General features: G+C 51.9%; 19 protein-coding genes. 11 read left to right on the top strand and 8 right to left on the bottom strand.

What is annotated here, in order from left to right; translation table 11 throughout:
* Positions 1-43: 43 nt before the first annotated feature.
* The 5 genes from SH302x_RS03175 (at position 44) to SH302x_RS03155 (ending at position 9,522) form a co-directional block, all read left to right on the top strand.
* Entirely contained in the window at positions 44-1,177 is a 1,134-nt protein-coding gene (locus SH302x_RS03175) for a LysR family transcriptional regulator (RefSeq protein ID WP_479367289.1), read from the top strand.
* 67 nt (positions 1,178-1,244) lie between these two features.
* The gene (gene gltB / locus SH302x_RS03170) at positions 1,245-5,816 is read left to right on the top strand and encodes a glutamate synthase large subunit (protein ID WP_479367288.1); all 4,572 of its coding nucleotides are present in this window, start codon (positions 1,245-1,247) and stop codon (positions 5,814-5,816) included.
* 151 nt (positions 5,817-5,967) lie between these two features.
* The gene (locus tag SH302x_RS03165; protein WP_479367287.1) at positions 5,968-7,464 is read left to right on the top strand and encodes a glutamate synthase subunit beta; all 1,497 of its coding nucleotides are present in this window, start codon (positions 5,968-5,970) and stop codon (positions 7,462-7,464) included.
* A gap of 452 nt (positions 7,465-7,916) precedes the next feature.
* Entirely contained in the window at positions 7,917-9,071 is a 1,155-nt protein-coding gene (locus SH302x_RS03160; protein WP_479367286.1) for a DUF1559 family PulG-like putative transporter, read from the top strand.
* A gap of 19 nt (positions 9,072-9,090) precedes the next feature.
* Positions 9,091-9,522 carry a tetratricopeptide repeat protein gene (locus SH302x_RS03155; RefSeq protein WP_479367285.1) on the top strand — a complete coding sequence of 144 codons (432 nt, stop codon included), beginning with the start codon at positions 9,091-9,093 and terminating at the stop codon, positions 9,520-9,522.
* A 96-nt stretch (positions 9,523-9,618) separates the two neighbouring features.
* Here the strand turns inward: SH302x_RS03155 and SH302x_RS03150 are convergent, their stop codons facing one another.
* The 3 genes from SH302x_RS03150 to SH302x_RS03140 are packed head-to-tail and all read right to left on the bottom strand — an operon-like array spanning position 9,619 to position 14,015.
* On the bottom strand, positions 9,619-10,632 hold the full coding sequence (locus SH302x_RS03150) for a hypothetical protein (RefSeq protein WP_479367283.1): 1,014 nt from the start codon (positions 10,630-10,632) through the stop codon (positions 9,619-9,621).
* 24 nt (positions 10,633-10,656) lie between these two features.
* Complete coding sequence (locus SH302x_RS03145; RefSeq protein ID WP_479367282.1) at positions 10,657-12,624, bottom strand: hypothetical protein; 1,968 nt, start codon at positions 12,622-12,624, stop codon at positions 10,657-10,659.
* A complete protein-coding gene (locus tag SH302x_RS03140) occupies positions 12,621-14,015 on the bottom strand; it encodes a MotA/TolQ/ExbB proton channel family protein (protein ID WP_479367281.1) in 1,395 nt (464 codons plus the stop codon). The genes SH302x_RS03145 and SH302x_RS03140 overlap by 4 nt, the downstream gene beginning before the upstream one ends.
* Before the next feature lie 182 nt (positions 14,016-14,197).
* On the opposite strand from SH302x_RS03140, the gene SH302x_RS03135 reads away from it, so the two are divergent.
* The 5 genes from SH302x_RS03135 to SH302x_RS03115 are packed head-to-tail and all read left to right on the top strand — an operon-like array spanning position 14,198 to position 17,749.
* The gene (locus tag SH302x_RS03135; RefSeq protein WP_479367280.1) at positions 14,198-14,656 is read left to right on the top strand and encodes a hypothetical protein; all 459 of its coding nucleotides are present in this window, start codon (positions 14,198-14,200) and stop codon (positions 14,654-14,656) included.
* A gap of 41 nt (positions 14,657-14,697) precedes the next feature.
* The gene (gene flgB / locus SH302x_RS03130) at positions 14,698-15,135 is read left to right on the top strand and encodes a flagellar basal body rod protein FlgB (protein ID WP_479367278.1); all 438 of its coding nucleotides are present in this window, start codon (positions 14,698-14,700) and stop codon (positions 15,133-15,135) included.
* Positions 15,136-15,191: 56 nt separating this feature from the next.
* Positions 15,192-15,611: a flagellar basal body rod protein FlgC gene (flgC, locus tag SH302x_RS03125; protein ID WP_479367277.1), complete on the top strand. Its 420-nt coding sequence runs from the start codon at positions 15,192-15,194 to the stop codon at positions 15,609-15,611.
* Between the two features lie 39 nt (positions 15,612-15,650).
* Positions 15,651-15,971: a flagellar hook-basal body complex protein FliE gene (fliE, locus tag SH302x_RS03120; protein ID WP_479367276.1), complete on the top strand. Its 321-nt coding sequence runs from the start codon at positions 15,651-15,653 to the stop codon at positions 15,969-15,971.
* 41 nt (positions 15,972-16,012) lie between these two features.
* Positions 16,013-17,749 (top strand): hypothetical protein, encoded by a 1,737-nt coding sequence (locus SH302x_RS03115; protein ID WP_479367275.1) that lies wholly within the window; start codon positions 16,013-16,015, stop codon positions 17,747-17,749.
* A 207-nt stretch (positions 17,750-17,956) separates the two neighbouring features.
* Here SH302x_RS03115 and SH302x_RS03110 read toward each other — a convergent pair whose 3' ends face one another.
* Positions 17,957-18,568, bottom strand: coding sequence for a Uma2 family endonuclease (locus SH302x_RS03110; protein WP_479367273.1), 612 nt, complete (start codon positions 18,566-18,568; stop codon positions 17,957-17,959).
* 239 nt (positions 18,569-18,807) lie between these two features.
* Between SH302x_RS03110 and SH302x_RS03105 the strand changes: the two genes are divergently transcribed.
* Positions 18,808-19,431, top strand: coding sequence for a signal peptidase II (locus SH302x_RS03105; RefSeq protein ID WP_479367271.1), 624 nt, complete (start codon positions 18,808-18,810; stop codon positions 19,429-19,431).
* On the opposite strand, the gene SH302x_RS03100 is transcribed toward SH302x_RS03105, so the two are convergent.
* The 4 genes from SH302x_RS03100 to SH302x_RS03085 all read right to left on the bottom strand — a co-directional run bounded on the left by SH302x_RS03100 (position 19,428) and on the right by SH302x_RS03085 (position 24,719).
* The gene (locus SH302x_RS03100; RefSeq protein WP_479367269.1) at positions 19,428-20,807 is read right to left on the bottom strand and encodes a 3-keto-disaccharide hydrolase; all 1,380 of its coding nucleotides are present in this window, start codon (positions 20,805-20,807) and stop codon (positions 19,428-19,430) included. The two genes, SH302x_RS03105 and SH302x_RS03100, sit on opposite strands and share 4 nt — an antisense overlap.
* Before the next feature lie 18 nt (positions 20,808-20,825).
* Complete coding sequence (locus SH302x_RS03095) at positions 20,826-21,254, bottom strand: hypothetical protein (protein ID WP_479367268.1); 429 nt, start codon at positions 21,252-21,254, stop codon at positions 20,826-20,828.
* A gap of 52 nt (positions 21,255-21,306) precedes the next feature.
* A complete protein-coding gene (locus tag SH302x_RS03090; protein WP_479367266.1) occupies positions 21,307-23,493 on the bottom strand; it encodes a PulJ/GspJ family protein in 2,187 nt (728 codons plus the stop codon).
* A gap of 254 nt (positions 23,494-23,747) precedes the next feature.
* Entirely contained in the window at positions 23,748-24,719 is a 972-nt protein-coding gene (locus SH302x_RS03085; protein ID WP_479367265.1) for an NAD-dependent epimerase/dehydratase family protein, read from the bottom strand.

Raw genomic sequence — 24,719 nt, 5'->3', positions numbered from 1 at the left:
ATGCAGGGATGCGAACTATTAAGAAAACTAATAAAGCAGTTGTATGCTCGATCCCCGTCGTCCCCATCATTCGATTCAGCTTCGCTCGCTGCGACTGTTCTGCGAAGTCGTGCGGAAGAAGAACTTTTCTGCAGCGGCGACCGAGCATGGATTGACGCAGGGGGCGGCGTCACAAGCGGTGCAACATCTTGAAGATTTGGTGGACGTCCAGTTGCTGGATCGGACCACGCGTCCCTTTGTACTGACCGCGGAAGGTCAAAAATTTTACGAAGGCGTCAGCGAGTTATTGCGCGGCTTTGATTCGCTGCTGGATGAGGTCCGCGGCAAGGCAGGTGATGTTTCAGGTTATATCTCGGTCGCATCGATCTACTCGATTGGGTTAAGCTACCTGCCTGTACTGGAGGAACAATTCCGCCAACGATTCCCAAACGCGACTTTGCAAACGCAGATGGCGCATCCGGATGAAGTCTATCGATCGGTCGAACAGGGCACTGTCGATATTGGCTTTGTTTCTTACCCAGAAAGCACACGTACGATACTTGCAACGCCGTGGCGAGAGGAGCAAATGATCTTGGTCGCTTCACCAAGGCATCGCTTGTCTGCTTTGTCGACCATCAAGCCGAGTGATTTATCGGGAGTAGGCCTGGTTGCGTTCGCTCAAGAGTTGCCAATTCGACATGCGATCGATAAAGCATTGCGAGGGCTGGACGTATCGACACGAATTGTTGTCGAGTTGGACAACATTGATTCGGTAAAGCACGCGGCCATTGTCAACAGCGGGATTGCTGTATTGCCAGAATTGACTGTGCAGCATGAGCTTTCCGCGGGATCTTTGCGAAGATTGAATTGTCCGGAGTTTAAGTTGACGCGGCCTATCGGGTACTTACAACGACGTGACAAGACGTTATCGCGAGTAGCTCGGTCTTTGGTAGAAATGCTGGCTCAGTCGGCCGATGTTCCGTCGGAACAAGCGAACCTCGAAAGTAAACGTCAGGTTGCAAAACCGGCCACCAAGCGAGGCGGCAAATCGAAAAGACCTACCGCCAAAAGTCGGGAACTTGAGTCTCGCGGGGAAGGGCAGGAGGGGGCGGATGATCCGAAGCAGATGGAATCCAGAGCAAGCCATGCAAGTGGTTTGCCAGGTAAGAAAACGACATCGGTGGTGTCGGCCAAGTAAAGGCGTGTGTCAGTAATTGAAATTTATTTTTTGTTGTTTGCTAGTTGAGTAGGAAGAATAGTTACCAATGGCAGTTCAGACTGGTTTCCCTGAAAAGCAAGGTTTGTATGACCCAAGTTTAGAAAAGGATTCTTGCGGTGTTGGCTTTGTCGCACACATCAAGGGAAAACCGAGCCATCAGATCGTGCGTGATGCAGACACTATTCTGCGCGCGATGGATCATCGTGGCGCTTGCGGTTGCGAATCTAATACTGGTGATGGCGCGGGGATCCTTGTGGGCTCTCCGACGGCATTCTTCAAACGCGTCGCAAAAGAAGACTTAGGTGTTGAGCTACCACCGCCTAGCCAGTTCGCCGCGGGCAATATTTTCTTACCTAAGGACGACGCTTCTCGAGCGCATTGCAAGAAGACGATCGAGGATTTGATTGTCCAATACGGCCAGAAGCTGCTGGGGTGGCGTAAAGTGCCTGTCGATCCCGATGGCGCAGATATCGGACCAACAGCGCGAGCCGCCGAGCCGGTGGTGGAGCAATTGTTTGTCGCTGCGGGCGAGGGATATGAGGGCGAGACCTTCGAGCGTCAGTTGTATTTGATTCGTAAGCGAGCCAGTCATCTACTGCGTGGCGATGCAAATCTGAAGCAAGCGTTGTTATTCTACGTTTGCTCGCTGAGCACCAAAGTGTTGATCTACAAAGGCATGTTGACGCCCAGCCAAGTGACGCCTTATTACAAGGATCTAAGTGCGCCGGATTTCGAAACGCATCTGGCGATGGTGCATAGCCGCTTTTCGACCAACACGTTCCCAAGCTGGGATCGCGCTCAACCACTCCGCTTTATGAGTCATAACGGTGAGATCAACACGTTGCGTGGCAACAGCAACTGGATGAAGGCCCGCGAAGGCAACGCAAAAAGTGCACTCTATCAAGAACAACTGAAGGATCTGTTTCCGGTGGTTGAACCGCACTGCAGCGATTCGGGTACCTTCGACAATGTGCTCGAGTTCTTGTTGATGAACGGTCGCACGCTGCAAGAAGCTGTCATGATGATGGTTCCAGAAGCTTGGCAGAAGCATGAAAGCATGTCGGAAGACAAACGCGCGTTGTACGAGTTCTTTAGCTGCATGATGGAGCCATGGGATGGCCCTGCATCCATTGTGTTCACCGATGGCAGTTACATCGGAGCCACGTTGGACCGAAACGGTTTGCGTCCAAGCCGTTATTATCTGACAACTGACGATCGCGTCATCATGGCTAGCGAAGTCGGTGTGTTGCCTGTAGACCCCGCAATTGTCAAAGAAAAGGGGCGGCTGCAACCAGGGCGTATGTTCTTGATCGACTTCCAAGAAGGCCGTTTGATTCCAGATCATGAGCTCAAGCATGGGTTTGCCGCCAAGATGCCTTACGGCCAGTGGCTCAAAGAGCAACGCATTACGCTAGATGAACTTTCGCCTAACGACGAACCGCATGGCTTCAACGCGGACACCTTGATCCCGCGGATGCAAGCGTTTGGTTATACCGTAGAAACCATGAATTTCATGCTCTTGCCATTGGTCCGCGAAGCTCGCGATCCGATCGGATCGATGGGCAATGATTCCGCGATTGCGTGCCTGTCGGACAAACCGCGCATGATCTACGACTACTTCAAGCAATTATTTGCACAGGTCACCAATCCTCCGATCGACTCGATACGCGAAGAAGTGATCATGTCGCTGGAGTGCTACATTGGTCCTGAACAGAACTTGCTCGATGCAACACCTGCCCATGCTCATCGTTTGTTAATCCCGCATCCTATTCTTACCAATGAGGAACTGGCGGCCCTGTCGCACATGACCAAGCGTGGTTGGAAAACCAAGACGATTGATATCACATTCGATCGAAGCGAAGGTGATGCCGGCATCACCAACACGTTGGACCGCATTTGTCAAGAAGCTGAGGCCGCGATTGGCGATGGCTATACGTTGGTTATCTTGAGTGATCGTTCGATATCGCACGAGCGCGTCGCCGTCAGTGCATTGATGGCAACGGGAGCGGTGCATCACCATTTGGTGAAAGTGGCCAAGCGAACCCAGATCGGCATTGTGGTCGAAACTGGTGAAGCTCGCGAGGTGCATCACCACTGCTTGTTGATCGGCTACGGAGCTGACGCGATCAATCCTTATCTGGCTTTCGAAGCACTTTGGCAAGCTTTGCGAGATGGCTTGTTGGATGGCGGCAAGAAAGAGTTTGACGATGATAAGATCGTTTACGCGTACCGCAAGGCAGTTGCCAAAGGCATGCTGAAGGTAATGGCCAAGATGGGCATCAGCACTTTGCAAAGTTACAAAGGAGCTCAAATTTTTGAGGCCCTGGGACTTAAAGATGAAGTGATCAATCGCTGCTTTGTTGGCACCAACAGCCGCATTCAAGGTTGTGACTTCAAGGTATTGGCGGAAGAGACCATGCGACGCCATCGCTTGGGTTATCCCGACAACCCGACGGAAGCCACCGTGAGCTTGCCAAATCTGGGCGAGTTCCATTGGCGTGCCGAAGGTGAACGTCATGGCTGGGATCCTGCCGCGATTGCGGACATTCAGGTTGCGGCCCGCGCTGGCGACAAAAACGCTTATCGACGCTTTGCTGACCATATCAACAAAGACGCCAAGGTCCGCTGTGCACTGCGTGGTTTGTTTGATTTGAAGCCTGGCGTTTATGGTCCTGCAGTGCCGATCGAAGAAGTTCAATCCGCAAAAGACATAGTCAAGCGATTTTGTACTGGCGCAATGAGCTTGGGCTCCATTAGTGCCGAAGCGCACGAGACATTGGCTATTGCGATGAACCGATTGGGTGGCAAGAGCAATACTGGTGAAGGTGGCGAAGACCCCGTCCGCTTCAAGCCCCTGCCCAATGGAGACTCAAAGAAGTCGGCGATCAAGCAAGTCGCGTCGGGCCGCTTCGGCGTAACGATTGAGTACTTAGCGAACGCTGAAGAACTGCAGATCAAGATTTCTCAAGGTGCCAAGCCTGGAGAGGGTGGCGAACTGCCTGGAGGAAAGGTCGATAACTATATTGCTCGGATTCGCTATTCGACTCCTGGCGTAGGCTTGATCTCGCCTCCTCCGCATCACGACATCTACTCCATTGAAGATTTGGCTCAGTTAATCCACGACCTGAAGAACTCCAATCCATCGGCTCGTGTCAGCGTGAAACTGGTGAGCGAAGTGGGCGTGGGTGTGATTGCCTCCGGCGTTGCCAAGGCTCACGCCGACCACATCCTCATCAGCGGTGATACCGGCGGGACGGGAGCTTCGCCGTTGACCAGTATCAAGCATGCGGGCTTGCCGTGGGAATTGGGGATTGCTGAAACGCATCAAACGTTAGTGCTCAACGACCTGCGATCGCGAGTCACTCTGCAGACCGATGGTGGTTTGAAGACCGGGCGCGACGTGGTGATTGCCGCTCTTCTGGGTGCAGAAGAGTTTGGTTTCGCCACCGCTCCGTTGATCACGATGGGGTGCATTATGATGCGGAAGTGTCACTTGAATACTTGTCCGGTTGGGATTGCCACGCAAGACCCAGAACTGCGAGCCAAATTTGCTGGCAAGCCTGAGCATGTCGTGAACTATCTGTTCATGGTGGCCGAGGATGCGCGGCAAATCATGGCCGAACTTGGTTTCCGAACGATTGATGAAATGGTCGGTCACACAGAAGTACTGGGAGTGGATGCGGCAATCAAACATTGGAAGAGCGATGGATTGGATCTAACACCGATTCTTAAGCCAGCCAATAAGCCTCACGCAGGGGTGGGTGTGATTTGCAGCCAAGCTCAAGACCACGGCCTGGAGAAATCGCTGGACGTGCGAGAGTTGGTTCCCCGAAGCCGTGATGCGATCCTATCGAAGAAAGCCATTCGCTTTGAACTGCCGATCATTAACACGGACCGTACGGTGGGTACTATTCTCAGCCACGAGATTGCCAAGGTGCATGGCCAAGAAGGCTTGCCTACTGATACGATTCACATCAAGTTGCATGGTTCGGCGGGCCAGAGTATTGGCGCGTTTCTAGCTCATGGCATAACGTTGGAATTGGAAGGCGACGCCAACGATTACGTTGGCAAAGGCTTATCTGGTGGCAGGATCATCATTTATCCGCCTCGCAACTCAAGCTTTAAAGCAGAAGAGAACATTTTGGTTGGCAACGTATGTCTGTACGGTGCAACGATGGGCGAAGTCTACTTGCGTGGACGAGCCGCAGAACGATTTGCAGTTCGCAACAGTGGCGCTCAAGCCGTCATCGAGGGCGTGGGCGACCATGGCTGCGAATACATGACCGGTGGACGCATAGTCATCTTGGGAACCACCGGGCGAAATTTCGCGGCGGGCATGAGCGGCGGGATCGCTTACATCTTTGACGAAGATGGAACGTTCAACCTACGCTGCAATTTGGAATTGGTAGAACTGGAAGATGTCGTTGCGGAAGAGGACGTCGAGGAACTGCGTGGCATGATTGAACGCCATGCAGAGCTTACAGATTCCGACGTTGCAAAGCGAATTTTGAATAACTGGGACTCCTTGCTACCCAAGTTCGTAAAAGTGATGCCGACCGATTACAAACGTGTGCTTCAGCAAATGAAGCAACGCGAAAAAGAGTCGGTCATGGTATAGCCGAGTTCTGCCGCACAGCTCATGAAGGTTGCCGGACATTACTTTAGCCAAAGGCAACCAAGGGCAAACCGAACTTATGCAACTTAGCCTTTGGCAGGTTGCAATCACACAAACAAGATGTTCGACATTAAGTACTGTTAGAGAAAAGATTATGGGAAAGCCAACCGGATTTAAAGAATTTGATCGCAAGAAGGTCGCTTGGCGACTGCCTATCGTTCGCTTAGACGATTACAAGGAAATCTATACCGACCCGGACGAAACGCAGTTGCGTCAGCAGGGAGCTCGCTGCATGGACTGCGGTGTGCCGTTCTGCATGAGCAATACCGGTTGTCCCATCGATAACTTGATTCCCGAATGGAACGATTTGGTTTACAACGGCCGATGGAAAGAGGCCCTTGATCGATTGCATAAGACCAACAATTTCCCGGAGTTCACGGGGCGAGTTTGTCCAGCGCCGTGCGAAGGCGCTTGCGTTCTAGGTATTACCAATCCGCCGGTTACGATCAAGAACATCGAATGTGCGATCATTGACCGCGGATTCGCGGAAGGGTGGGTTAAGCCGAATCCGCCACAATCTCGGTCGGGCAAGAGCATCGCCATTATTGGCTCGGGCCCCGCTGGATTGGCTGCAGCCGATCAACTTAACAAAGCTGGCCACAGCGTAACGGTTTATGAGCGTGCCGATCGCATTGGAGGCCTGCTAACTTATGGCATTCCGAATATGAAATTAGAGAAAGGCGTCGTCGAGCGTCGCTTGGATTTGATGCGGGCCGAAGGTGTTAAGTTTATCACCAATGCGAATGTGGGGTCTGATGTCGATCCCAAGCAACTGATGGCGGAGAATCATGCCGTTTTGCTTGCCACAGGCGCCACCAAGCCTCGCGATTTGCCCATTCCAGGCCGCAGTTTGAAGGGCATTCATTTCGCAATGGAGTTCCTGACCGCAAATACGTCCTCGTTGCTGGATTCTGAACTGGCCGATGGTAAATTCATTTCCGCCAAAGGCAAGAAAGTGGTGGTAATCGGCGGTGGTGATACTGGCTGCGATTGTATCGGCACATCACTTCGTCATGGCTGCACGCAACTGGTCAATTTTGAATTGCTGACCGAGCCACCAGCCGACCGCGCTTCCGATAATCCGTGGCCTCAATGGCCTCGCATTTTCCGAGTCGATTATGGCCACGAAGAAGCAGCCGAGAAATTCGGCAAAGATCCTCGCGAGTACTGCATACTCAGCAAGGAGTTCGTCGACGATGGCCAGGGCAACGTCAAAGCGATCAAGACGGTCCGTGTTGAGTGGTCCATTGAAGGCGGTCGGATGGCAATGAAAGAAGTTCCCGGTAGCGAAGAATTGATTGAAGCCGATCTAGTGCTGCTAGCCATGGGCTTTTTGGGACCTGAGCACTACGTCACCGACGTGCTGGGGATCGAGCAAGATGCACGAAGCAACTACAAGGCAGAACATGGCAAGTACACCACCAATGTCCCCGCCGTTTTTGCCGCTGGCGATTGCCGCCGAGGCCAATCGCTGGTCGTTTGGGCAATCAATGAAGGTCGCGGAGCGGCCCGAGCGATCGACGAATACTTGATGGGAGAAAGCACCTTACCTGCTCCCGGTCAAACGCTTGGCTCGGCACTTTCTGTATAGCGCAATACCATTTGACTTGGCGGAAGGCACAATATTGTAGCTGGCGAAGTGCGAGGCTATCGAATCACCCGAAAGGGCATTCAACGCCCACCGGGTCTACCGGTTTAGGAGCTAGTGCAAAACTATTCGGCCTTGTTTTTTAAAATTTCCATGAATTTTTTCGTTGCCTGCCAATAAATGTTTGACTTTTCAAGTGATCAGCGGTTTCCTTAATCAATTGGCTAAAGTCCTGTCCAAAGCCATTAGATAAAACCCGCCGTTAAGGTTGTACGATCAGTTAATGTGTGCAGTGATGACAGCGGCTGAGGAGGCTTTTTTTTCTCTTGCCGCGCTGATGTATGGTGGTACGATGCAATGAAGAAGTTTTTAAAGATCGACTCGGCATGGGTAGCTAAGACGCTGGATAGATCATTTCTGGTTGTTCCAGGCATTTAAATGGAGATGCGTAGTTTATGCGACAAAGAAATGCGTTTACGCTTGTCGAATTGTTGGTGGTTATTGCAATTATCGGAATCTTGGTCGGCTTGCTGTTGCCAGCCGTTCACAACGCCCGCGAGGCAGCTCGCAAGATTTCCTGTGTCAACCGTTTGCGGCAGTTAGGCTTGGCTTTAAGCGAGTACGAAGCCGCTTTCAAGTACTTTCCTGCTGGGCGGATGGAGCCAGATTACACGGTCAATGGCCAGCATCAAAACAACCCGCCGACCACCTACCCTGTGACGCTGCCTTCGGGAGCTTGGACTGGTTTCCGATCCGTTCATACGTTCTTACTTCCGTTCATCGATCAATACACCATTTTCGTTCGAATCGATTTCAAGAAGCCAACTTCAGTACAGATGGTTGATTCCGCAGGACGTCCCGTCAATGCGAACTATGATGCGTACTTCCATGCGGACGCAATGTTCATGTGCCCATCGGAAATCAACGCACTTCGCAGAATCACCGAGAACAACTACCGCTACAATTTCGGTGGCTCGACACCTTACGCTGGTGCCGAGAACACCAACGACAACTCCAATTTTTTCGCGTTCCGCGATGGTTTGAGCTGTCGTGGCAACGGTGCTTTCACCATTGGCGAAAGCCTGCCCATTTCGGCCTTTATGGACGGCCTTTCCAACACGGTGGTTTTCTCCGAGCGTATCATGGGCAGCGGAGCAGACATGCGCCGCACGGTTGCTCAGAAAGGCGATATAACCACGCTGGTGAATCGTTCGTTTAACATGCTGACGCCTGATGAGTTTTATCAACAGTGCCAAAGCCGCCCACGCGTGATCGATAGTTTTAATTTCAACTCGGCCGGACGCTGGTTGGGTGGCCAATTGCATTCCAATGGCTGGCCATTCGCATTCTATTCCAGCACGATGTACAACCACACCGCTCCACCAAACTGGGCTAGCATTGACTGCGGTCAACGCAGTGCTATTCCCGATCGTCCGGGCGAACATGCTATCGTTTCGGCGCGTAGCTACCACCTCGGCGGTGTGAACGCTACCTTCGGCGATAGCTCGACTCGATTTATCAGTGAATCGATCGATCTTGAAACGTGGCGAGCGATTGGTACACGCAGCGGTGCTGAGAGCATTCTCAATCGCGACGACCTTTCCAAATAACCCGATTGGAATACGGCTGATGCGATGTTATTCAAAGTTTCTTATCTTAGCAGTTCTAGTCGTTTACGTTGGTTGTAGCAGGTCTACAACCGTTTCAGAAAGCGTCGTTTCTCGATCCGTCAATTGGATCGAGGAACTGCGAGCCCAAGTGACAAGCTCCGATTTCGAGGACGCAATCAAGACGGTAGATAAAATTGAAGCCAAAGGCACGGTTGATGCCTCACAAATTTCCGAGTACTTGGCACTTAAGGCGAAAGCGGAAATGGGCTCTGGGAAACTAGACGCAGCCAGGATCACGCTGGAAGAATTGGACCGTGGCGGTGAGGACCCAGCCATGCTTTATTTTCTTCGCGGCGAATTGGCTATGAAGAGCGGCAACCCTACCGTCGCCAAAGCAGAGTATGCGAAAGCGAAGAAGCTGGATCCCTCTTTCCAGATTCCATCGATGTAGCTTATTTGTGCTTACTGCTATCATTTCTTTTTGCTTCAAGCGCCCTATCGCGATTCATGATATGGGGCTGAAGCTGTTCTGTGGAGTTCATGTCAACTATTGAGCCGTACTGTTCGAACCACTAGGTGATGCACCAACACGGATCCCTTTTGGCAGCGGACGCGCCGCAGTAAGATAGCCTTCTACAAACAGTCGTTCCTTGAGTTCACGAAAGCGGCCGAAGGAATCATCGTAAACCCATACCGTTACAGTGGTCGAGCGAGGGTTTCGCAGTGAGAGTTCGGCTCGCAAACGACCTGCTACCCCCAGCGCGTCATCTATCTCCTCACGCAAAACTTCTGCCATAGGCTCCAAGACAAAATACTCTAACTCTACCCGCTGCGCCATGGCCACACTAGAACCGCGCGACACAATCCCCTTTTCAGTCTTCAACGCATATTTCATCACAAAACCATCAATTGGCCCGAGTGTGTCCACAACCCGGTCCGTTCGAACAACTCGAGACACCTGCATTTCTGCCTGACGCTTCAGATCCGCCACTAACCGATCCCAAGGAATGACCGAAACCTTGTTGGCTTCCAACATCACATGCACTTCGTCTCCAAAAACCGTTTTGGCCATCGGTGTCGGTAAGTGTTGCAACGTGATCGTCTGCTCCTGTTTCGGTGCGGCGTCAAGTTCTCCATTTTGAGCGATCAGGGCAGCGATTTTCTCCTGCAACTGAGTCAATTCGGTTTGAGATATCGCGTCATCTTGCTCCTCTTTGGACAGTCCAGCCAGCACGGCTGCTTGAGCTTCTTTCGCTTGTATCAGTTGAATTAGCAGTTTCTCTCGTTCGAGGCTTGTTCTTACTATTTCGAGCTCATGCTGCTGTAGCAGCCTGGCTTGTCGAATCAGATCCCTTTCAACATCGGTTGCATCGTGCACTTGATCTTCGAGGATACTTTCGGTTTGGAGCGTCAATTCCTTCTCCATGGCCGCTTTCGCTGCAATTTTTGTTTGCGATGCCACAACGACAACCAAGATCGTCAAGATTCCAACCAGATTGGCTACCGTATCCAAAAAGGCATCGGCGTTGATTTCGGTGTTATCGTAGTACTTCTGTTTCATGTTTTGCGCACTGTTCAATGGGTCCTAGCGAAGCACCTCGACCTTGGCACCACTGCCCTCAAGCATGGCAGCAAGCTGCTGTGCAGCCCATACCGAATCGGCGGACTGGTAGATTTTGATGATCGGTACCCAATATCCACCAGATACCGCAACACCCCAATCTTGCATCTCAGCTTCAATCGATTCTCGCAACTTCTGCCGAGCCGCTCGCGGTCCTTCCGCTAAGAGTATTTCGCTTTTGATCCGCCCCGTTGAATCTCCATCGACGATCACCCAGCGATCTGGAAGCACGCGCACGCTGATCGATCGGTGAATAGGTGTGCTGGACAACCGTCGGCGTTGGACGGCCCAATCTTCGCCTAGTTCGTTTGCGATGGAGGTGGTACTGCGATTATTCTTTTGTCTAGAGTTCGAAGAAGGTCGAACAATCGCTGTCGGCTGATCAGGATCGCTCATTAAGTCATGTTGGTTGGCGGTTTGCTCCGAGCCAGATTGCTCAGCCATCGGCGTGGAAGCCCCTTGCACGCTGGAGGCCAGCATGCTGTTACCCGTTGCATTGGCCGCGTGTGCGTTGTTCTGCGATATATCCTGATTGGCTCCCTGTGCTTGAACGCTTTGCGTTGCCGTTTGCATTTCGTTGCCGCCACCAACACCTGCGACCTGCCCACTGCTCGAACTAGAATCGCTGGAATCGTAAGCGTTAGTGCTGGAGGTGTCTTCATCACTGCCGCCAGCGTCTGATGCTCCGGCTTGCATCCCGCCCCCACCTCCAAAGCTTGATCCGTTTGAGCCACCTGCTGAAAATTGCGAACCGACCAATTGCTGCGCAGCTCGTTGGGCCGCTTGGATTGAGGGTGGTGCTGCCACGTTACCCGACAGAGTTGGCCAAGTTGCAGAATCTTGAGAAGTCGCGTTCCCGACAGGATTTGAAGAATTTGGATGCTGCCTGGCCAACATTCCATTTTGGGGAATAAAGATATCGCCGGGATTCGTCGACCGACCACTCAGCAGTTGAGGTTCATCGCCGTGCTCCATCGCCAAGTCATTCGCTTGAATCGAGAAGTCCATGGCGGAAACCACACGCTTGGGCAAAGAAGCCAGCATACTCTTTTGTCGTTCGCGAGCCTTGCTCAGCACTTGATCCAGTTCCGCGGACAACCCGGGAAGAGATTCCGGAAAGGCTAGCGGCATATCTGCATCAATGAGTTCGTAGCCATGCTGATCATCCCAAGAAGACATTGCCGATCTGGCAAGCGCATAGGTCGCAATCCCGTCAGGGCGTACCAGCAAAAGTGGATATGGCGAAGCGACATAACTACTGCCTTCGTGTTCTTGCAGTTTGGCGCGAACGGTTCTCAAGGCAGCGTCCAACGGATTCCCTGGCCCGTAAGGCGGCTTCAAATCGTTAATCGTTAATCGCTTGCCTTCGGGTTGTAAGATGACTCCCTCCGCAGTGCATTCAAGATAGATTGGACGTCTGGCAGTTCCGTTGGGCCCGGCGTATGGAATGATTGAAAAGGCAGGGCGCGTTGTCTTACGAGACTCAAGTTTCGTCTCGAGCTCAGTTTTTAGCTCCACCATTTTCATTCGTAGGCGTTCAAGCTCCTTTTTGCGATCTTCAGAATCCATCGAAGATCCTGCTTGGCGATCTTCTAAGGTGGCCAGCGTAGCCATGACTGAATCGAGTTCCTGTTGGAGTCGCCGCGTGTGATCCTCTAGATGTGTTAGGCTGTTGCGAGCGCGATCAAGCTTGAGCTGAATTTCCTCGCGTTGAAGCCGCAACTCTTGCGTTGCCACTTCAATGATATCTTCCTGTGTTTGAATTCGATCGCGGGCTTCTTGCAACTCCAGCTTGGCGGACTGTGACGCTTGCGAAACGGCGATGGTCAATAGAAACACCAACGCACCAATAGTACAAACCATCACCGCTAGAAACGGAAATAGCGCCGGTGCCAAGTTATCTTGCCTCAGTCGAGAGCGTCCCGACTTCATGCTGCATCCCTTATCGAGTCATCGCCATCTTCGAATAGATTTACCGAATCGCGGCGGGCCGGCGACTCGCGGACCAGCTTGCCAATGACGCCGGAGCGGTCCAATTGAATCCCTAATACCGCAATCGCTTCTGTCATACAGACAGCCGCTTCGTGGAAACGATCAATATTTGTCATCCGCCCCAAAGTCTGCTGGACGGTTTGGTCCAAGGCGGCGAAGCCTTCGCAGTTTTCAACCAATTGCATCAACAGCTCGCCTTGTCGGACCAGCTCACCTTGGAATTTCGTTAGCTGCCGAGTCTGATCGGAAAGCGTCGTTTGCCATTGTTGATAACGTGTATCGAGTGCATTAATCGATGTCAGTTGAGCCGCTTGAATGCCTTGCGTGAGCGATTCAAGTGAGTTATCCAAAGAAGCCTGCAATGACGACGTCAACTGCTCTCCGGCCTTCTGCGAGACCTCGTTCCAGCGACGATCGACCTTCTCCATCGCATTGCTCCACAGCGACGTCTGTTTCTGCAAAAGTTGCTCAAACGCGGCAGATGTGCTGTCGATTATCGATTTCGCTAATTGGTGTACGAGATCCTTCGAATCATGAACTTGGTCAATTTGCTGCTTCAAAAACGAGTAGCAGCGATCGGCCACCAATGAATCGATATCTCGCAATACGCGCAGTTCAAGCCCGCTCACCAAAAACTGAAAGAACATCGCCACAATCGTTAATACCAAACCGACGGCAGTGGTATCGAACGCTACGTACAAGCCAGCGGTGAGCGCATCCATCGCGGATTCATCTCCTGTTGCCAGCAACTTCATATCCATATTTCCAAGCGTCTGCGAGATACCAATGACGGTACCTAAGAAACCTAGCATAGGCATTGCCCAGCAGATGATTCTAACGATCGCGTACGCTTCGTGTTGAGCGATTGCATCTTCTTCCGCTAGCTCTTGAAGATCCTTATCGAACTGGTCACTTTCACCTCTTTGAATAAGTCGTCGCAGGAGCTTGGTAAATCGAGCGCCAAAGTAGGACCGATTAACCACAGCATCTTGCGCTCGCCACATCGAATCCAACCAACGTACTTTATCCAAAGGCGCGGTGTCGGGTATCGATTGCAACAAGTCCAGCAAGCTATCGTTAGAGCGACCTGTTAGCCGGCCTTCGACCCAAGAGCGAATCAGCTTTTTGGAAAGCACTGCAATCGAAATGCTGAAGAGAAATACCGTTGCGATCGAAACTGGGTGCCCCATCGCGTATCGCCGCATGAAGGCATAATCGAGTAGCCCTATCCCAATCAATGCATAAAACGCACCGGCAATCAATACGCCGAGGCTGACCGAACTCCATAGGGGGTTCGAGAAATTCTGTGCCGCTGATTTCTTTGACGTCATGCTCAATCCAGTTTCGCTTGATGGGCCAGTTATGACCGGAGCTCAATCCAGCGTTGTTAGTACTAGAATTCCGATGCGAACGTCAAGGTGAGGCTACGAGGAGGAAACTTCTTTTGGATTTTTCGGATTTTTGCTCAAGTCACAATTGGCTTGGCAAAAACAGCTTGCTATGGTCCGTGGTTATGGAAGAACTTTCAACAATTCGACTCAGCGAATTAGTGCACCGCAAGCTGCATCTGTTGACAGTCTTGAAAGACATGACGTTGCAACAGATCGAGCTGATCGACCGCGATGAAGTGGACAATTTGCTTACCCTGCTCAGTCGTAAAGATGAGGCGATGCAGGCCCTGCAGATGGTCCAACAACAACTTGTTCCGTATCAATCACAAGACGCGGACTCGCGAGACTGGCCAAGCCAGCAAGACCGAGCCAACTGCCGAGAGTCGTTCGAAAAATGCGAGCGATTGATTGCGGAACTCATCATGATGGAAAACACGGCCGTCAGTCGCTTGAGCGAAGAACGCGAACTTGTCGCCAGCCAATTGCGAGTCATGCAAAGTACGGCAACGATGAACCGAGCGTACGCGAACAATAGCGATCAAGAATCGGAGCAATCATCGTTTCTTTCAATAGAAGGATAGCGAACTGCAGCCCTCGGGAACCATGCGAGCTTGATATTGATATGTGGAACGGAATATTTCAAAACACCTCGATTGATACACTGACAGAGACCGTCAAGTTTGCGGAACGCCGCCACCAATTGCTGGCCAGTAACGTTGCAAACCTTGATACGCCAGGTTATCAAACACAAGACTTATCCGTCGACAACTTTCAATCGGCATTGAAGGACAAGATCGCATCGCAAAAGTCGCAAGCCTCTTCCACTTTAAGCCAAAATACAACAGGCCAAAGCGTAAATGGTTTGAGTCGCGAGCAGGCCCAGCAGCAGGTACACGACGCCTATACCAATATTCTGTTTCACGATGGCAGCAATGTAAGCTTGGAACAGCAAGTCACGCAAATCAGCAAGAACCAAGCGATGCATTCGACTGCGATCACTATTCTGCGCCATCAGTTGCAACAGTTAAAAATGGCGATCAGCGAATCTGTCAATGTTTAATCAACGAAATTTGCAGTCAAACCCCAGCTACAACCTACTTCGAAACGAGTGAGAACATGATTAGTGCGATTGATGTCAGCACCAGCGCATTGGTTGCTCAGCGAGCTCGATTAAATACCATCTCCGGCAACATTGCAAATCTATCGACGTTGACCAACGAGAACGGGGAAGCCAAGCCATACCAAGAACGCTTTGTAGTCTTCAAGTCGGACCCTATGAATGAAGCGAAAGGGTTAACTGGAGTGCAAGTCGATCGCGTCGAAATCAGTGAACAAGAGCCGCTGTATCGATTCGACCCAAGCCATCCTCTGGCGATCACAGAAGGAAAATGGAAGGGCTATGTCGCCTATCCGAATATCAACATGAACGAACAATTTGTGGATGCACTGGAAGCTTCAAGAGCTTATGAAGCAAACTTGGGAGTGATGGAAGTCTCGAAAGGCCTTCATCGACAAACACTGAGTATCCTCGCCTAGTACGTCGCGTCAGCGAAGTCCGCCCAGTAAACTGCCCCCATGCAAATCCGCCCGCACAACTCGGTATTAACAGAGTTCACGCAAGAGCTCGCCAGACGCAATGCGCGCGGGCCTGGTGAGAATTCGCAAGTTACCGGTCCACAAGATTTCGGAAGCTTTTTGGCCAGCGGAATCAAGAAGGTGAATGACGCACAAGCGACCTCGCAGATGCAGGTCGAAAGCATGCTGTCAGGTGAAGACGTTGATTCTGCCGAAGTTATCACTAGCATCCAGAAAGCTGATATGGCGTTCCAATTGCTAGTTCAAGTAAGAAACAAGTTAATGAAAGCTTACGAAGAGATTCAAGCGATCCAGATTTGATGTTTATCTCGTAACCATCTTATGACGAATTCGAACCTGTAATGCAATTTGTCAATCAATTCATCCAGCAAGCACGCGAACTGCTACAAACCATGACACCGGCGTCAAAGATGATTGCCGGCTTGTTGCTGCTTTGTATCTTGGTTAGTTCTGCTTTCTTGGTTCGTGGGAGTTCGTCGAAAGCAACAGAGTATCTCTTTGGTGGTCGGGATTTAAACGACAGTGAATTGGATGCAGCCGAAAATGCTTTTGGGCTATCTGGTCTGCATGCTTATGAACGAATTGGGCGGCGTATCCGAGTGCCTTTAAACGAGCGCAGCGCATATCTCAAAGCATTGGCCGAGAACAACGCTTTCCCTCGCCAATTGGGCAGCAACATTGAAGCCGCCCTCGCATCTTCCAGCTTTCTCGAATCGCTGGAGGTGGGCAAACGACGCTATCGCGCAGTCCGTGAACAAGATATTGCCAACGCAATTAAGAACTTCCCGTTTGTCGAAGATGCTTACTTGACCTATGACGAGCAGCAGCAGGGCTTCTCGTCGAAGAAGCTTCAGACCGCGAGCATCTTTGTCCGTCCGAGAATGGGCAAGCCGCTTACCGAACAACAGAAGCGAAGCATCATGCAACTGGTTGCAAATTCTTTCGCTGGCCTTGCTTACGAAAACATCTCGGTGGGCGATTTGTCTAATGGTGCAGCGATGTCCGGAGCTCACGATCCAATGAGCGCCGAAGAGCAGAAATACTATTACACCAAGACCCAACAAGAAAACGAACTCAAGACTAAGGTTGCCAATCTTTTAGGCGATTACGGTGATGTTCGCATCGAAGTCTATGTCGACTTGGACACAACACTCCGCGAAGCGTCTCAATTGGTGAAATACGGCGAAAAGCCGACGACGCTTGAAACCAGCGAGATGAAAAAGGAATCGGAGTCTGCCAAGCCAGTGGAAGGTGGCCGGCCAGGAGCGAACCCTAACGCCATCGCAAATCGCTCGCAGTCCTTGGAACAATATGCACAGGCTTCTACCAAACAAAAAGAGTCAACGGTTTCCGAACGCAAGGTCACTGGCACCGAGACTACCGTTACCGATAAAGCTGGCTTAATTCCCAAACGAGCTGCTATCTCCGTCGCGATCCCCAGATCTTACTATAAGCGAGCCTTCTACCGTCAATGGTTAGATCAAAACCCAGATAAGACACAGGCGGATTTAGCGTCGATCGACAAGACGGTTTTTGTGCAGGGCATCACCGTGATCAAAGACGAGGTCGATAAGAATATTCAACGTACACTTGCCAACATCATTCCACCCGAGCAGCCCGGTGGTGATCGATTCCCATTGATCACGGTTACGGACTACTTGGACGAACCTGCAGTCCCGATCCCAGGACCAAGCATCGTAGAGTTGGTCATGGCTTATCTGCTGGGAAGCTGGCAAATGATCGGCATGTTTGGCTTGGCTGCAATCGCGTTGCTGTTCTTAAGGTCCGTTTCTCGATCGGGTCCTACGGGCAACACAGACGTTGAATTTGAGCGAGGCTTTAACATCCAACTGGAAGACCCGTCAACTTGGGACTTATCTGCGTTAGGCCCTGACGCATTATCGGATGCTGCAAGACTAGATTCCGGGGGCTCCGGAGGCTCCGAAGGTACAGACAAAAATGGTCGCAAGTTCAATCTGACTGGCGGCGAAATCAAAGAAGAACTGACCACGCTTGTCCGTGATAATCCTGACGCAGCAGCTTCGCTGCTGCGATCTTGGATCGGTGATTCGGTGTAATCTATCTGAGCAAACGAAGTGGCCATGCCTTAGCTACTGCACCTGTCTATGGCCAGCAGCCAGGGTAAGTCAGTTTTTCAGTCTGCGCGATTAGCCGGAATGCGTTAGCATCGGTTCTCTTGGAAACCGTGAGCTAACGCTCAACGGCTGATTGACCTGGATTCAAAAAATGACTTGCCCTGGGTCAGCAGCCAGCTTGCTTGCTGACTAGCGGTCTTTTTGCAATAGGGGAGGAGGGAGTGGTGTGTAGAGGTCGAACTGGACGTTGCGATATATTTCGGACAGCGGAATAAAAATGCCAACCGACTCAAGTGACAGCAATTCTGCCATATCACCCACTTCTCTGAGCAACCAGCCGCCTGATTCCTGGCGCGCGAAACATTCGACCAACGGTTGGTCTTGGGAAATCAATACCAATTCCCTAAGCGATGGAATACGACGGTAGTGCGCCGATTTTTGCCCACGGTCATATTTCTCTGTCGATTCCGAGAGAACTTCCACTAGCACTGTCGGATTAAGGACCGTGTTGGCAATATCAGAATCCATGTGTAACGGGCCACACATGATGGAAGCATCGGGGTACGTGTACAGCCCAGTGTCTTCGATCTTGATCCGCAAGTCACTGTTGTACGATACGCACGGACGATCCTTAAGGGCTTGCGATGACTCACGCAGGAAATTTGTCGCGATGAGTGCATGGCGAGGAGTTCCACCGACCATCGCAAAGACTTCGCCCTGGAAATATTCATGTTTGATTCCGGTTCGAAGTTCGGACTCCAGGTATTGCGCAAGTGTAAGCCCTTTGCCGACGGTCGACATCGTGAGATCCTCCTGGCGAGTATTCTTGATTACCGGTGCTCAGTGCAATTTACGGTACTCCAGTTTAGGCCACAGCGTTTGTCAGAGCAAGCGAGTCCGCCGATGGTAGAGCATTCCACCTTTCGGCTATCGCTGAAATGAGCTAGGCTAGGACCGGCCTAACGATAGCTTCATCGATCACCACTCTTTTTTACTTTGCCTTTAAAACACCACTTATGGATCCGCAAGCGACGATTCCTATGCATGATCGTGAACAGGCAGACTTGGCAACGTCCTGGCCAAAGCGATGGTGGCTGTCACGCTTGATCTGTTTCATTTTGCTTACCAGCGCCGGTTTAGCCGCTGATCTGCTGAGCAAGCAATGGATCTTCGATTGGCGAGGTGTCCCCGGTGAGTCTCCGGTGTGGTGGGTCGTAGAAGGTTATGCGGGTATCCAGACGGCAGTCAATCCAGGTGCTTTGTTTGGGTTCGGAGCAGGGTGGGGCAAAGCATTTGCCGCCCTGTCGATTGTCGCCGCCGTTGCTATTTCGGTGTGGCTGTTCGCGTTTCGTGCTGCCAAGTCGTGGTGGATTACCGTCGCGGCGGCAGGCATGCTGGCAGGAATCTTCGGCAATATGTATGACCGCTTAGGCTTATGGTACCAAGCGTGGATGCCAGAGCAGTGGAGCAGCGGCGTTCGTGACTGGATCTTGTTGTGCTATCGAGACTATACGTGGCCCAACTTTAACATCGCCGATAGCCTGCTAGTGTGTGGCACCGCGATCTTAGTTTGGCGTTCGCTGGTGCATAATGAGCCACAGGCTTTGCTAGATGCGGATCCTACGGCAACCAGCCCAGGTCACTCGCCGCAGAAGCTGTCCTAGTTGCCGCTGTTCTCTGGCGGCGCGAGGTCTTCGATGGGACTCACAAGCAAGCTTTGAAAGAGCACTTTGCAAGTTGGATCGTGTGCTTGCAACTGAAGGGTGCCAGCTTCAGCTCGGTAGCCTTCGCGAGGATTCTCGGCCTCTGGGCGCTCGTCTTTCCAATCGACCACTTGAACACCTTGGACCCAAGTTGAAATCTGACGACCATCCGCGCAGATCGTAATAAAGGTATCTTCGTTGTCGTTGCTCAAGACAGCTCGCGCTTTTACGCGGCGAAAGATCGCGCCTGTACCATAATCGTTCGGCAATCGCCGGTCGCCATCAAACAAGTTCTGAATCTGGCATTCGTAGCCATCCATTGCACTGCCGGGTACACAGCGAAAAAAGATGCCTGAGTTTGTGCCTTCGGAAAGTGTTTTGACACGCACTTGAATGCAGAAGTCTTTCAGTTGTTCCAGTAACTCGAGATCTGCTCGGCCACCCTCCAACTGCAAAAAGCCTTCTTCTGTTCGTTGGTATTTGAACGCTGATTCGTCCGAAGGCAGCCAAGCGTCCAAGTTTTCAGCCGGCAGCAATGTGTAGCCAATAGGTCGAATGCGAATATTTCGAAACGCGACCGGACCTTCGCGGAATTGCAGCAGGATCTTGCCATTGCGCAAGCTTTGCTGGTCTATGTAGTCCGTCGCTTCAATTCCGTTAATCCATGTTTGAATGTGTTCGCGATCTACCAAAGCATGCATAGTATGCCATTGGTCAGGATCCAACGGCCCGATCTTTTCAGGTTCGGCGCGTTGGCGTTCTACCAAAGACCCCGTCGGAAACGGATTATCAATCGGTGCAATGTTTAATTCGTAACAATCGGTCGCGGGCGATTTGATCTCGGGCCCACACCGAAAGAAAACGCCACTATTGGTCTGGGCTGTTGCCTTGTATTCCAACTGAAATTCAAAGTCTGCAAACCGCGATTTCGTGGCCAGGAAACCTTGCTCACCATCGTCTACCACGATCGCTTGATCTTCGACGCGCCAGTTCGCCTTGCTGGTCGGCTCCCATCCGATTAACGATTGGCCATCGAACAACCGAATCCAACCAAAGGCCAATTCACTCTCAGGCAATCGGGCTTGCATCAACGCTTCCACGTCGATCGACGTATCGATAACGGGAGCTTTCGACTGGGCATTCCCCGGCTTGTCTGCAATGTTATTGTCATTTGAGGTCGTTGCCGTTGCAGCACCCGTCGAAGTGCTCGCTGGTTTTTCCGCGTCACTAGCCGTGGGCGCTGGCCGACATCCCAAGCCTGTCATTACGGTCGCGCTCGAGAGCAGCAAGACCGAGCAGCCGACGGCAAACTTCAAATCGGTGATAAGCTTTTTCAAGACGATCTGTTCCGGCGATTAGGATTCCAAGATCTCGAGCCAAGCGTCGATCAACCAAGGGTTAGGGACTTCTGGCGTCAAGCGAACCATTGGTGACGAGAAAACTGCATCAGGATTCTTTGGCCACTGGATCGTAAGGCGATTATGTCGCAATAGTATAGTCCTGATGCGGTATCTTCCAATGCGTCTATTTTGTGAAGCGGCTTGTGGATTCTCAGCAACCACCAACTCACCCTCACCGGGCGGTATGATCGCGGTCAGTTGAACTTCGTTCAGCACAACACGTGTAGGCGTCTGAACGTATGACAAGCAAAGCAGAACGTCCTGAACGTCCTCATCCAAGTTCGTGGGGGTATTGAACGTCCGCTCAAGGGCGATTGTTATCGCAGGTTGACCAGCAACTTCCGCCTGCAATCGCCACGGGCCTCGCAGATTAATTCGATGCATTCAAGTAACCGCGTTGATAAGCAAATTGCAAGCAGCCAGCCCATTGGACTGATTAGTTTTCCAGCCGCAGTTCATGGCTTACCGCAACTTGTTGAATCGCGGTAGCGCCTTCGTCCTGAACCCGAATCAACACTTGGATCGCTTTTAGAGGTGAAGCGATTGGGGGGCTGGTTTCTCGTTCGAACAGATCATCGATACCGCCAATTAAATTGTCGTCGACACCGTTGGCACCTAAGTCCGCTTGTGGATCAGGCAGAGGCGGTGTAAGCGAGCCATCGATAGGAATTTGTTTGGCTGGGAAGCGGAAACGGTGCTGGCCGTTAACCCAGACGGTGCCGCCGTTGGGTACTCCGAATGTTTGCCGGTAACCATCGGTTTCGTACCTGCTAGTGAAGGTGTCAAAGCCTGGTTGATAAAGCTGTATCGCTGGCGCGGCGTTGACCAAGATTCGTCCCGACTTGAGAGCTTGGGTGCTAAAGGTTGGGAACCCGGCACTATACACATTCCCAGGCATCGTCATCGATAACGTCGAGGTCAATAAAGGGTTAATGTTACTGGCCGAGAGATTCGCCCATGGATTCGTATCGCCTTTGAGTTGTGTTGGATTCGCGGCATTCCACTGATTGACATAGTAGGCCATTGCGCGGGTCTTCAGCGGCCAACCTGCATCCACGAACCCTCCGCGTCGCGCGATGAACAAGTCGGTAGGAGCTGTCCCGCTCCCGCCTGGCAATTGTTGATTGATCGCATATTGAAGAGCTGATGCATACGCTGGGTCGGAGGGCAATACGATCGAATCGTCGCTGCCGGGTGCTCCAAAATTCGCAGGATCATAGCCGCCGGTATTTCCGGCAAAACCATCTACACCGGGATGATACAGCATCGGTACCGTGGGGTCATAGCCTCGTACATCAAAGCCAATGCAGTTCGTCGCGATGACCTCTGAGAAAGCAACCTCGAACTGAATCGAAGCCTCTGCCGTGTTGGTCCCCCCGGATAGCACTGGGTCAACTCGACGTTGACGCAAGAACTGCGGCAGCAAAAATCCAACCTCGGGTAGTTCCCCATTGGGACTTGAAACTGACGAACCGAACCATGTACCCAACCCACCTGTTAAGGCAGTATCTTGCAAACCGATCGGACCAGTCAACGACCAGATCGGCATCGTGGTATTGGACGATCCGCCAATTGGCAGAACCGTATGGCCAAATCGATTCCTTGGATCTTGAAGGTCTGCCAACGTGTTGGCAGCGATCGGCATCGCAGCAGTTTGGTTGGGCGTTGCGCTTCGGCGGACCGACAGGTCGCAACGTTGGTAAGCCAGTTGCATCCCCGTTCGATAACCTGCAAGAGTAGGAGCCCCTGGCGCACCGACCGGTAACGCTTGAAGTTGTGCAATGGGACTAAAACCCTCAACATGAAACAAAGTCGGCTCGGTCGTCGGCACGCTGGCACCTGGCAACAAAGTTCCGGCGGGTAAGTTTAGATCCGGAAGCACCAGCAAGACGCGACGACACAGCATCATGCGGTCAGGGACGCCATTGCCATCCATGTCAATAATATTAGGCGTTAAGTTATCGTTGAGAGAATAGTTGAGGTTGCCGTTGGGCAGGAAGTTAACCGTCGGCTGTCCACCGCCCGTCTGCAAAGGGAACTGAGCCGGATCAGCGGGGTAGGGCATCATGAAATAGACAATCTCGGCCGTATCCGAAGCGACTGTCACCGTTTGTGCCCATTGGTCAGCGGTGAAAGCGGTCGATAATCCAGCGGCCATATGAATCGGGCCCATGACGATGGGGTACGGGACTTCCCCGTAAAACCAGCGACCTTTTTTCGCTTTGGCAGTGAACGCCAAGATGTCGTCAAAGTCGCCGTAGCGGCTGGCGGGAATCTTTTGTTCGATGTTTTGTTGGGATGAATCGAAATTGACGAGCGTTGCGGTATAGTCCGACAATGGCCCTTCGTAGTACTCGAAATAACCCGAGCGACTCGATTCGGCCATGGGATCGCCGCCGGCGGTCATGCCTTCCAAGTCCTCTCGCAGCACACTTGAGATACCGCGCAACTGATCGCTTAAGTTCAATTTGGCACGCCCTTCCGAAATGCTTTGACTAAGCATCACGAAGCCTTTGGATAACGCCAGCATCATGATCAACGTGACGGCGACGGCGACCAGAGCTTCTACCAGCGTAAAACCACGTTGGGCACGAGGAGCACGAAGATTGAGTTTTCGGAGCATAAAACGAGTCACAGCCGGATGAGAGAAGTGAAGGAATGCGGGTATCACCCAGTTATTTTAAGCAAAGCGTGAGCCTATGGCTACTTGTTCCCATAAAGCTTAACTCAAAAGCTCACTTTATGGGGATAAAATAGCATTTCCGACGACTTGGCCGCCGATTCCGCCGCTAGCCAAGCCCAGAAGTCGTCTCGCTCCGGTATCAACTTGCAACAAATCCTCAAATTGAGCAACACAGGGGCAGCGAAAGCTTGGGACTACCGCGATGATTCCCAGACGTCACGGATCGTGGTTGCCAGGTCGCGTTTGGGTTGATAATCGATGGTGGCTCGCAAACGGGTCAAATCAGGGACACGCCGGCGAATATCTTCAAAATCGGCATCATAAGCGTCGGTGTAAGTTTGATGCACAATCTGCGACTGGGGATTGATGACGTCACGGACCTTTTTGGCCAACTCCAAAATACTGATGGGTTGGTCCGAACCAATGTTATAGACGCGGCCGTAAGCAGTCGGTGTGGCCATTAACGTCACGATGGCGTCGACCACGTCCAGGACGTGTGCAAAGCAGCGTTGCTGCTGGCCATCGTCATGCACCACCAAGGGACGATTCTCCAAAGCAGCCGATACAAAACGAGGCAGCACCATGCCGTAAGCTCCGGTTTGGCGCGGTCCGACCACGTTAAAGAAGCGACCAATTACGATTGGCAGTTGGTTTTCGCGGACACAAGCCAATGCCAAAAACTCGTCGATCGCTTTGCTAGCGCCATAGCTCCAGCGAGGTTTGGTCGTTGCGCCGAAGACTAAATCGTCCACTTCACTCCAAACCGATTTTGGGTTCTTGCCGTACACTTCGCTGGTGCTAGCCAGGAACAAAGGAACCTCGTGCCCAAAGCTCTTTTCTTCTTGTAATGCTTCCAAAAGCAACTGCGTAGGATAGATGTTGCGGTGAATGGTTTCGGTGGGGCGAGCTGCGATTAATGCGACGCCCACTGCGGCGGCCAAATGGTAGACCTGATCAGCCTTGCGGCATTGGTTCCGGACCAATTTTGCATCGCCTAGGTCTGCTTGGATGATTTCCAAACGCGGGTGACCTTTGACGGCGGCCAAGTTACCCAGTCGGCCTGTGCTGAGGTCGTCCACGATGCTAACCGAATGGTTGTCCGCTAGCAGACGCTCTGTGAGATGCGAACCGATAAAACCCGAGCCGCCGGTGATCAAAATATGCAT

The organism is Njordella calcicola (assembly GCF_056494125.1).
The sequence above is the reverse complement of the archived record's forward strand: the minus strand, read 5'-3'. Positions and strand labels throughout refer to the sequence as shown.

Coding starts and splice junctions, on each gene's coding strand:
- SH302x_RS03175 (WP_479367289.1), top strand. CDS start 44: ATGCTCGATCCCCGTCGTCCCCATCATTCGATTCAGCTTCGCTCGCTG.
- gltB (WP_479367288.1), top strand. CDS start 1,245: ATGGCAGTTCAGACTGGTTTCCCTGAAAAGCAAGGTTTGTATGACCCA.
- SH302x_RS03165 (WP_479367287.1), top strand. CDS start 5,968: ATGGGAAAGCCAACCGGATTTAAAGAATTTGATCGCAAGAAGGTCGCT.
- SH302x_RS03160 (WP_479367286.1), top strand. CDS start 7,917: ATGCGACAAAGAAATGCGTTTACGCTTGTCGAATTGTTGGTGGTTATT.
- SH302x_RS03155 (WP_479367285.1), top strand. CDS start 9,091: ATGCGATGTTATTCAAAGTTTCTTATCTTAGCAGTTCTAGTCGTTTAC.
- SH302x_RS03150 (WP_479367283.1), bottom strand. CDS start 10,632: ATGAAACAGAAGTACTACGATAACACCGAAATCAACGCCGATGCCTTT.
- SH302x_RS03145 (WP_479367282.1), bottom strand. CDS start 12,624: ATGAAGTCGGGACGCTCTCGACTGAGGCAAGATAACTTGGCACCGGCG.
- SH302x_RS03140 (WP_479367281.1), bottom strand. CDS start 14,015: ATGACGTCAAAGAAATCAGCGGCACAGAATTTCTCGAACCCCCTATGG.
- SH302x_RS03135 (WP_479367280.1), top strand. CDS start 14,198: ATGGAAGAACTTTCAACAATTCGACTCAGCGAATTAGTGCACCGCAAG.
- flgB (WP_479367278.1), top strand. CDS start 14,698: ATGTGGAACGGAATATTTCAAAACACCTCGATTGATACACTGACAGAG.
- flgC (WP_479367277.1), top strand. CDS start 15,192: ATGATTAGTGCGATTGATGTCAGCACCAGCGCATTGGTTGCTCAGCGA.
- fliE (WP_479367276.1), top strand. CDS start 15,651: ATGCAAATCCGCCCGCACAACTCGGTATTAACAGAGTTCACGCAAGAG.
- SH302x_RS03115 (WP_479367275.1), top strand. CDS start 16,013: ATGCAATTTGTCAATCAATTCATCCAGCAAGCACGCGAACTGCTACAA.
- SH302x_RS03110 (WP_479367273.1), bottom strand. CDS start 18,568: ATGTCGACCGTCGGCAAAGGGCTTACACTTGCGCAATACCTGGAGTCC.
- SH302x_RS03105 (WP_479367271.1), top strand. CDS start 18,808: ATGCATGATCGTGAACAGGCAGACTTGGCAACGTCCTGGCCAAAGCGA.
- SH302x_RS03095 (WP_479367268.1), bottom strand. CDS start 21,254: ATGCATCGAATTAATCTGCGAGGCCCGTGGCGATTGCAGGCGGAAGTT.
- SH302x_RS03090 (WP_479367266.1), bottom strand. CDS start 23,493: ATGCTCCGAAAACTCAATCTTCGTGCTCCTCGTGCCCAACGTGGTTTT.
- SH302x_RS03085 (WP_479367265.1), bottom strand. CDS start 24,719: ATGCATATTTTGATCACCGGCGGCTCGGGTTTTATCGGTTCGCATCTC.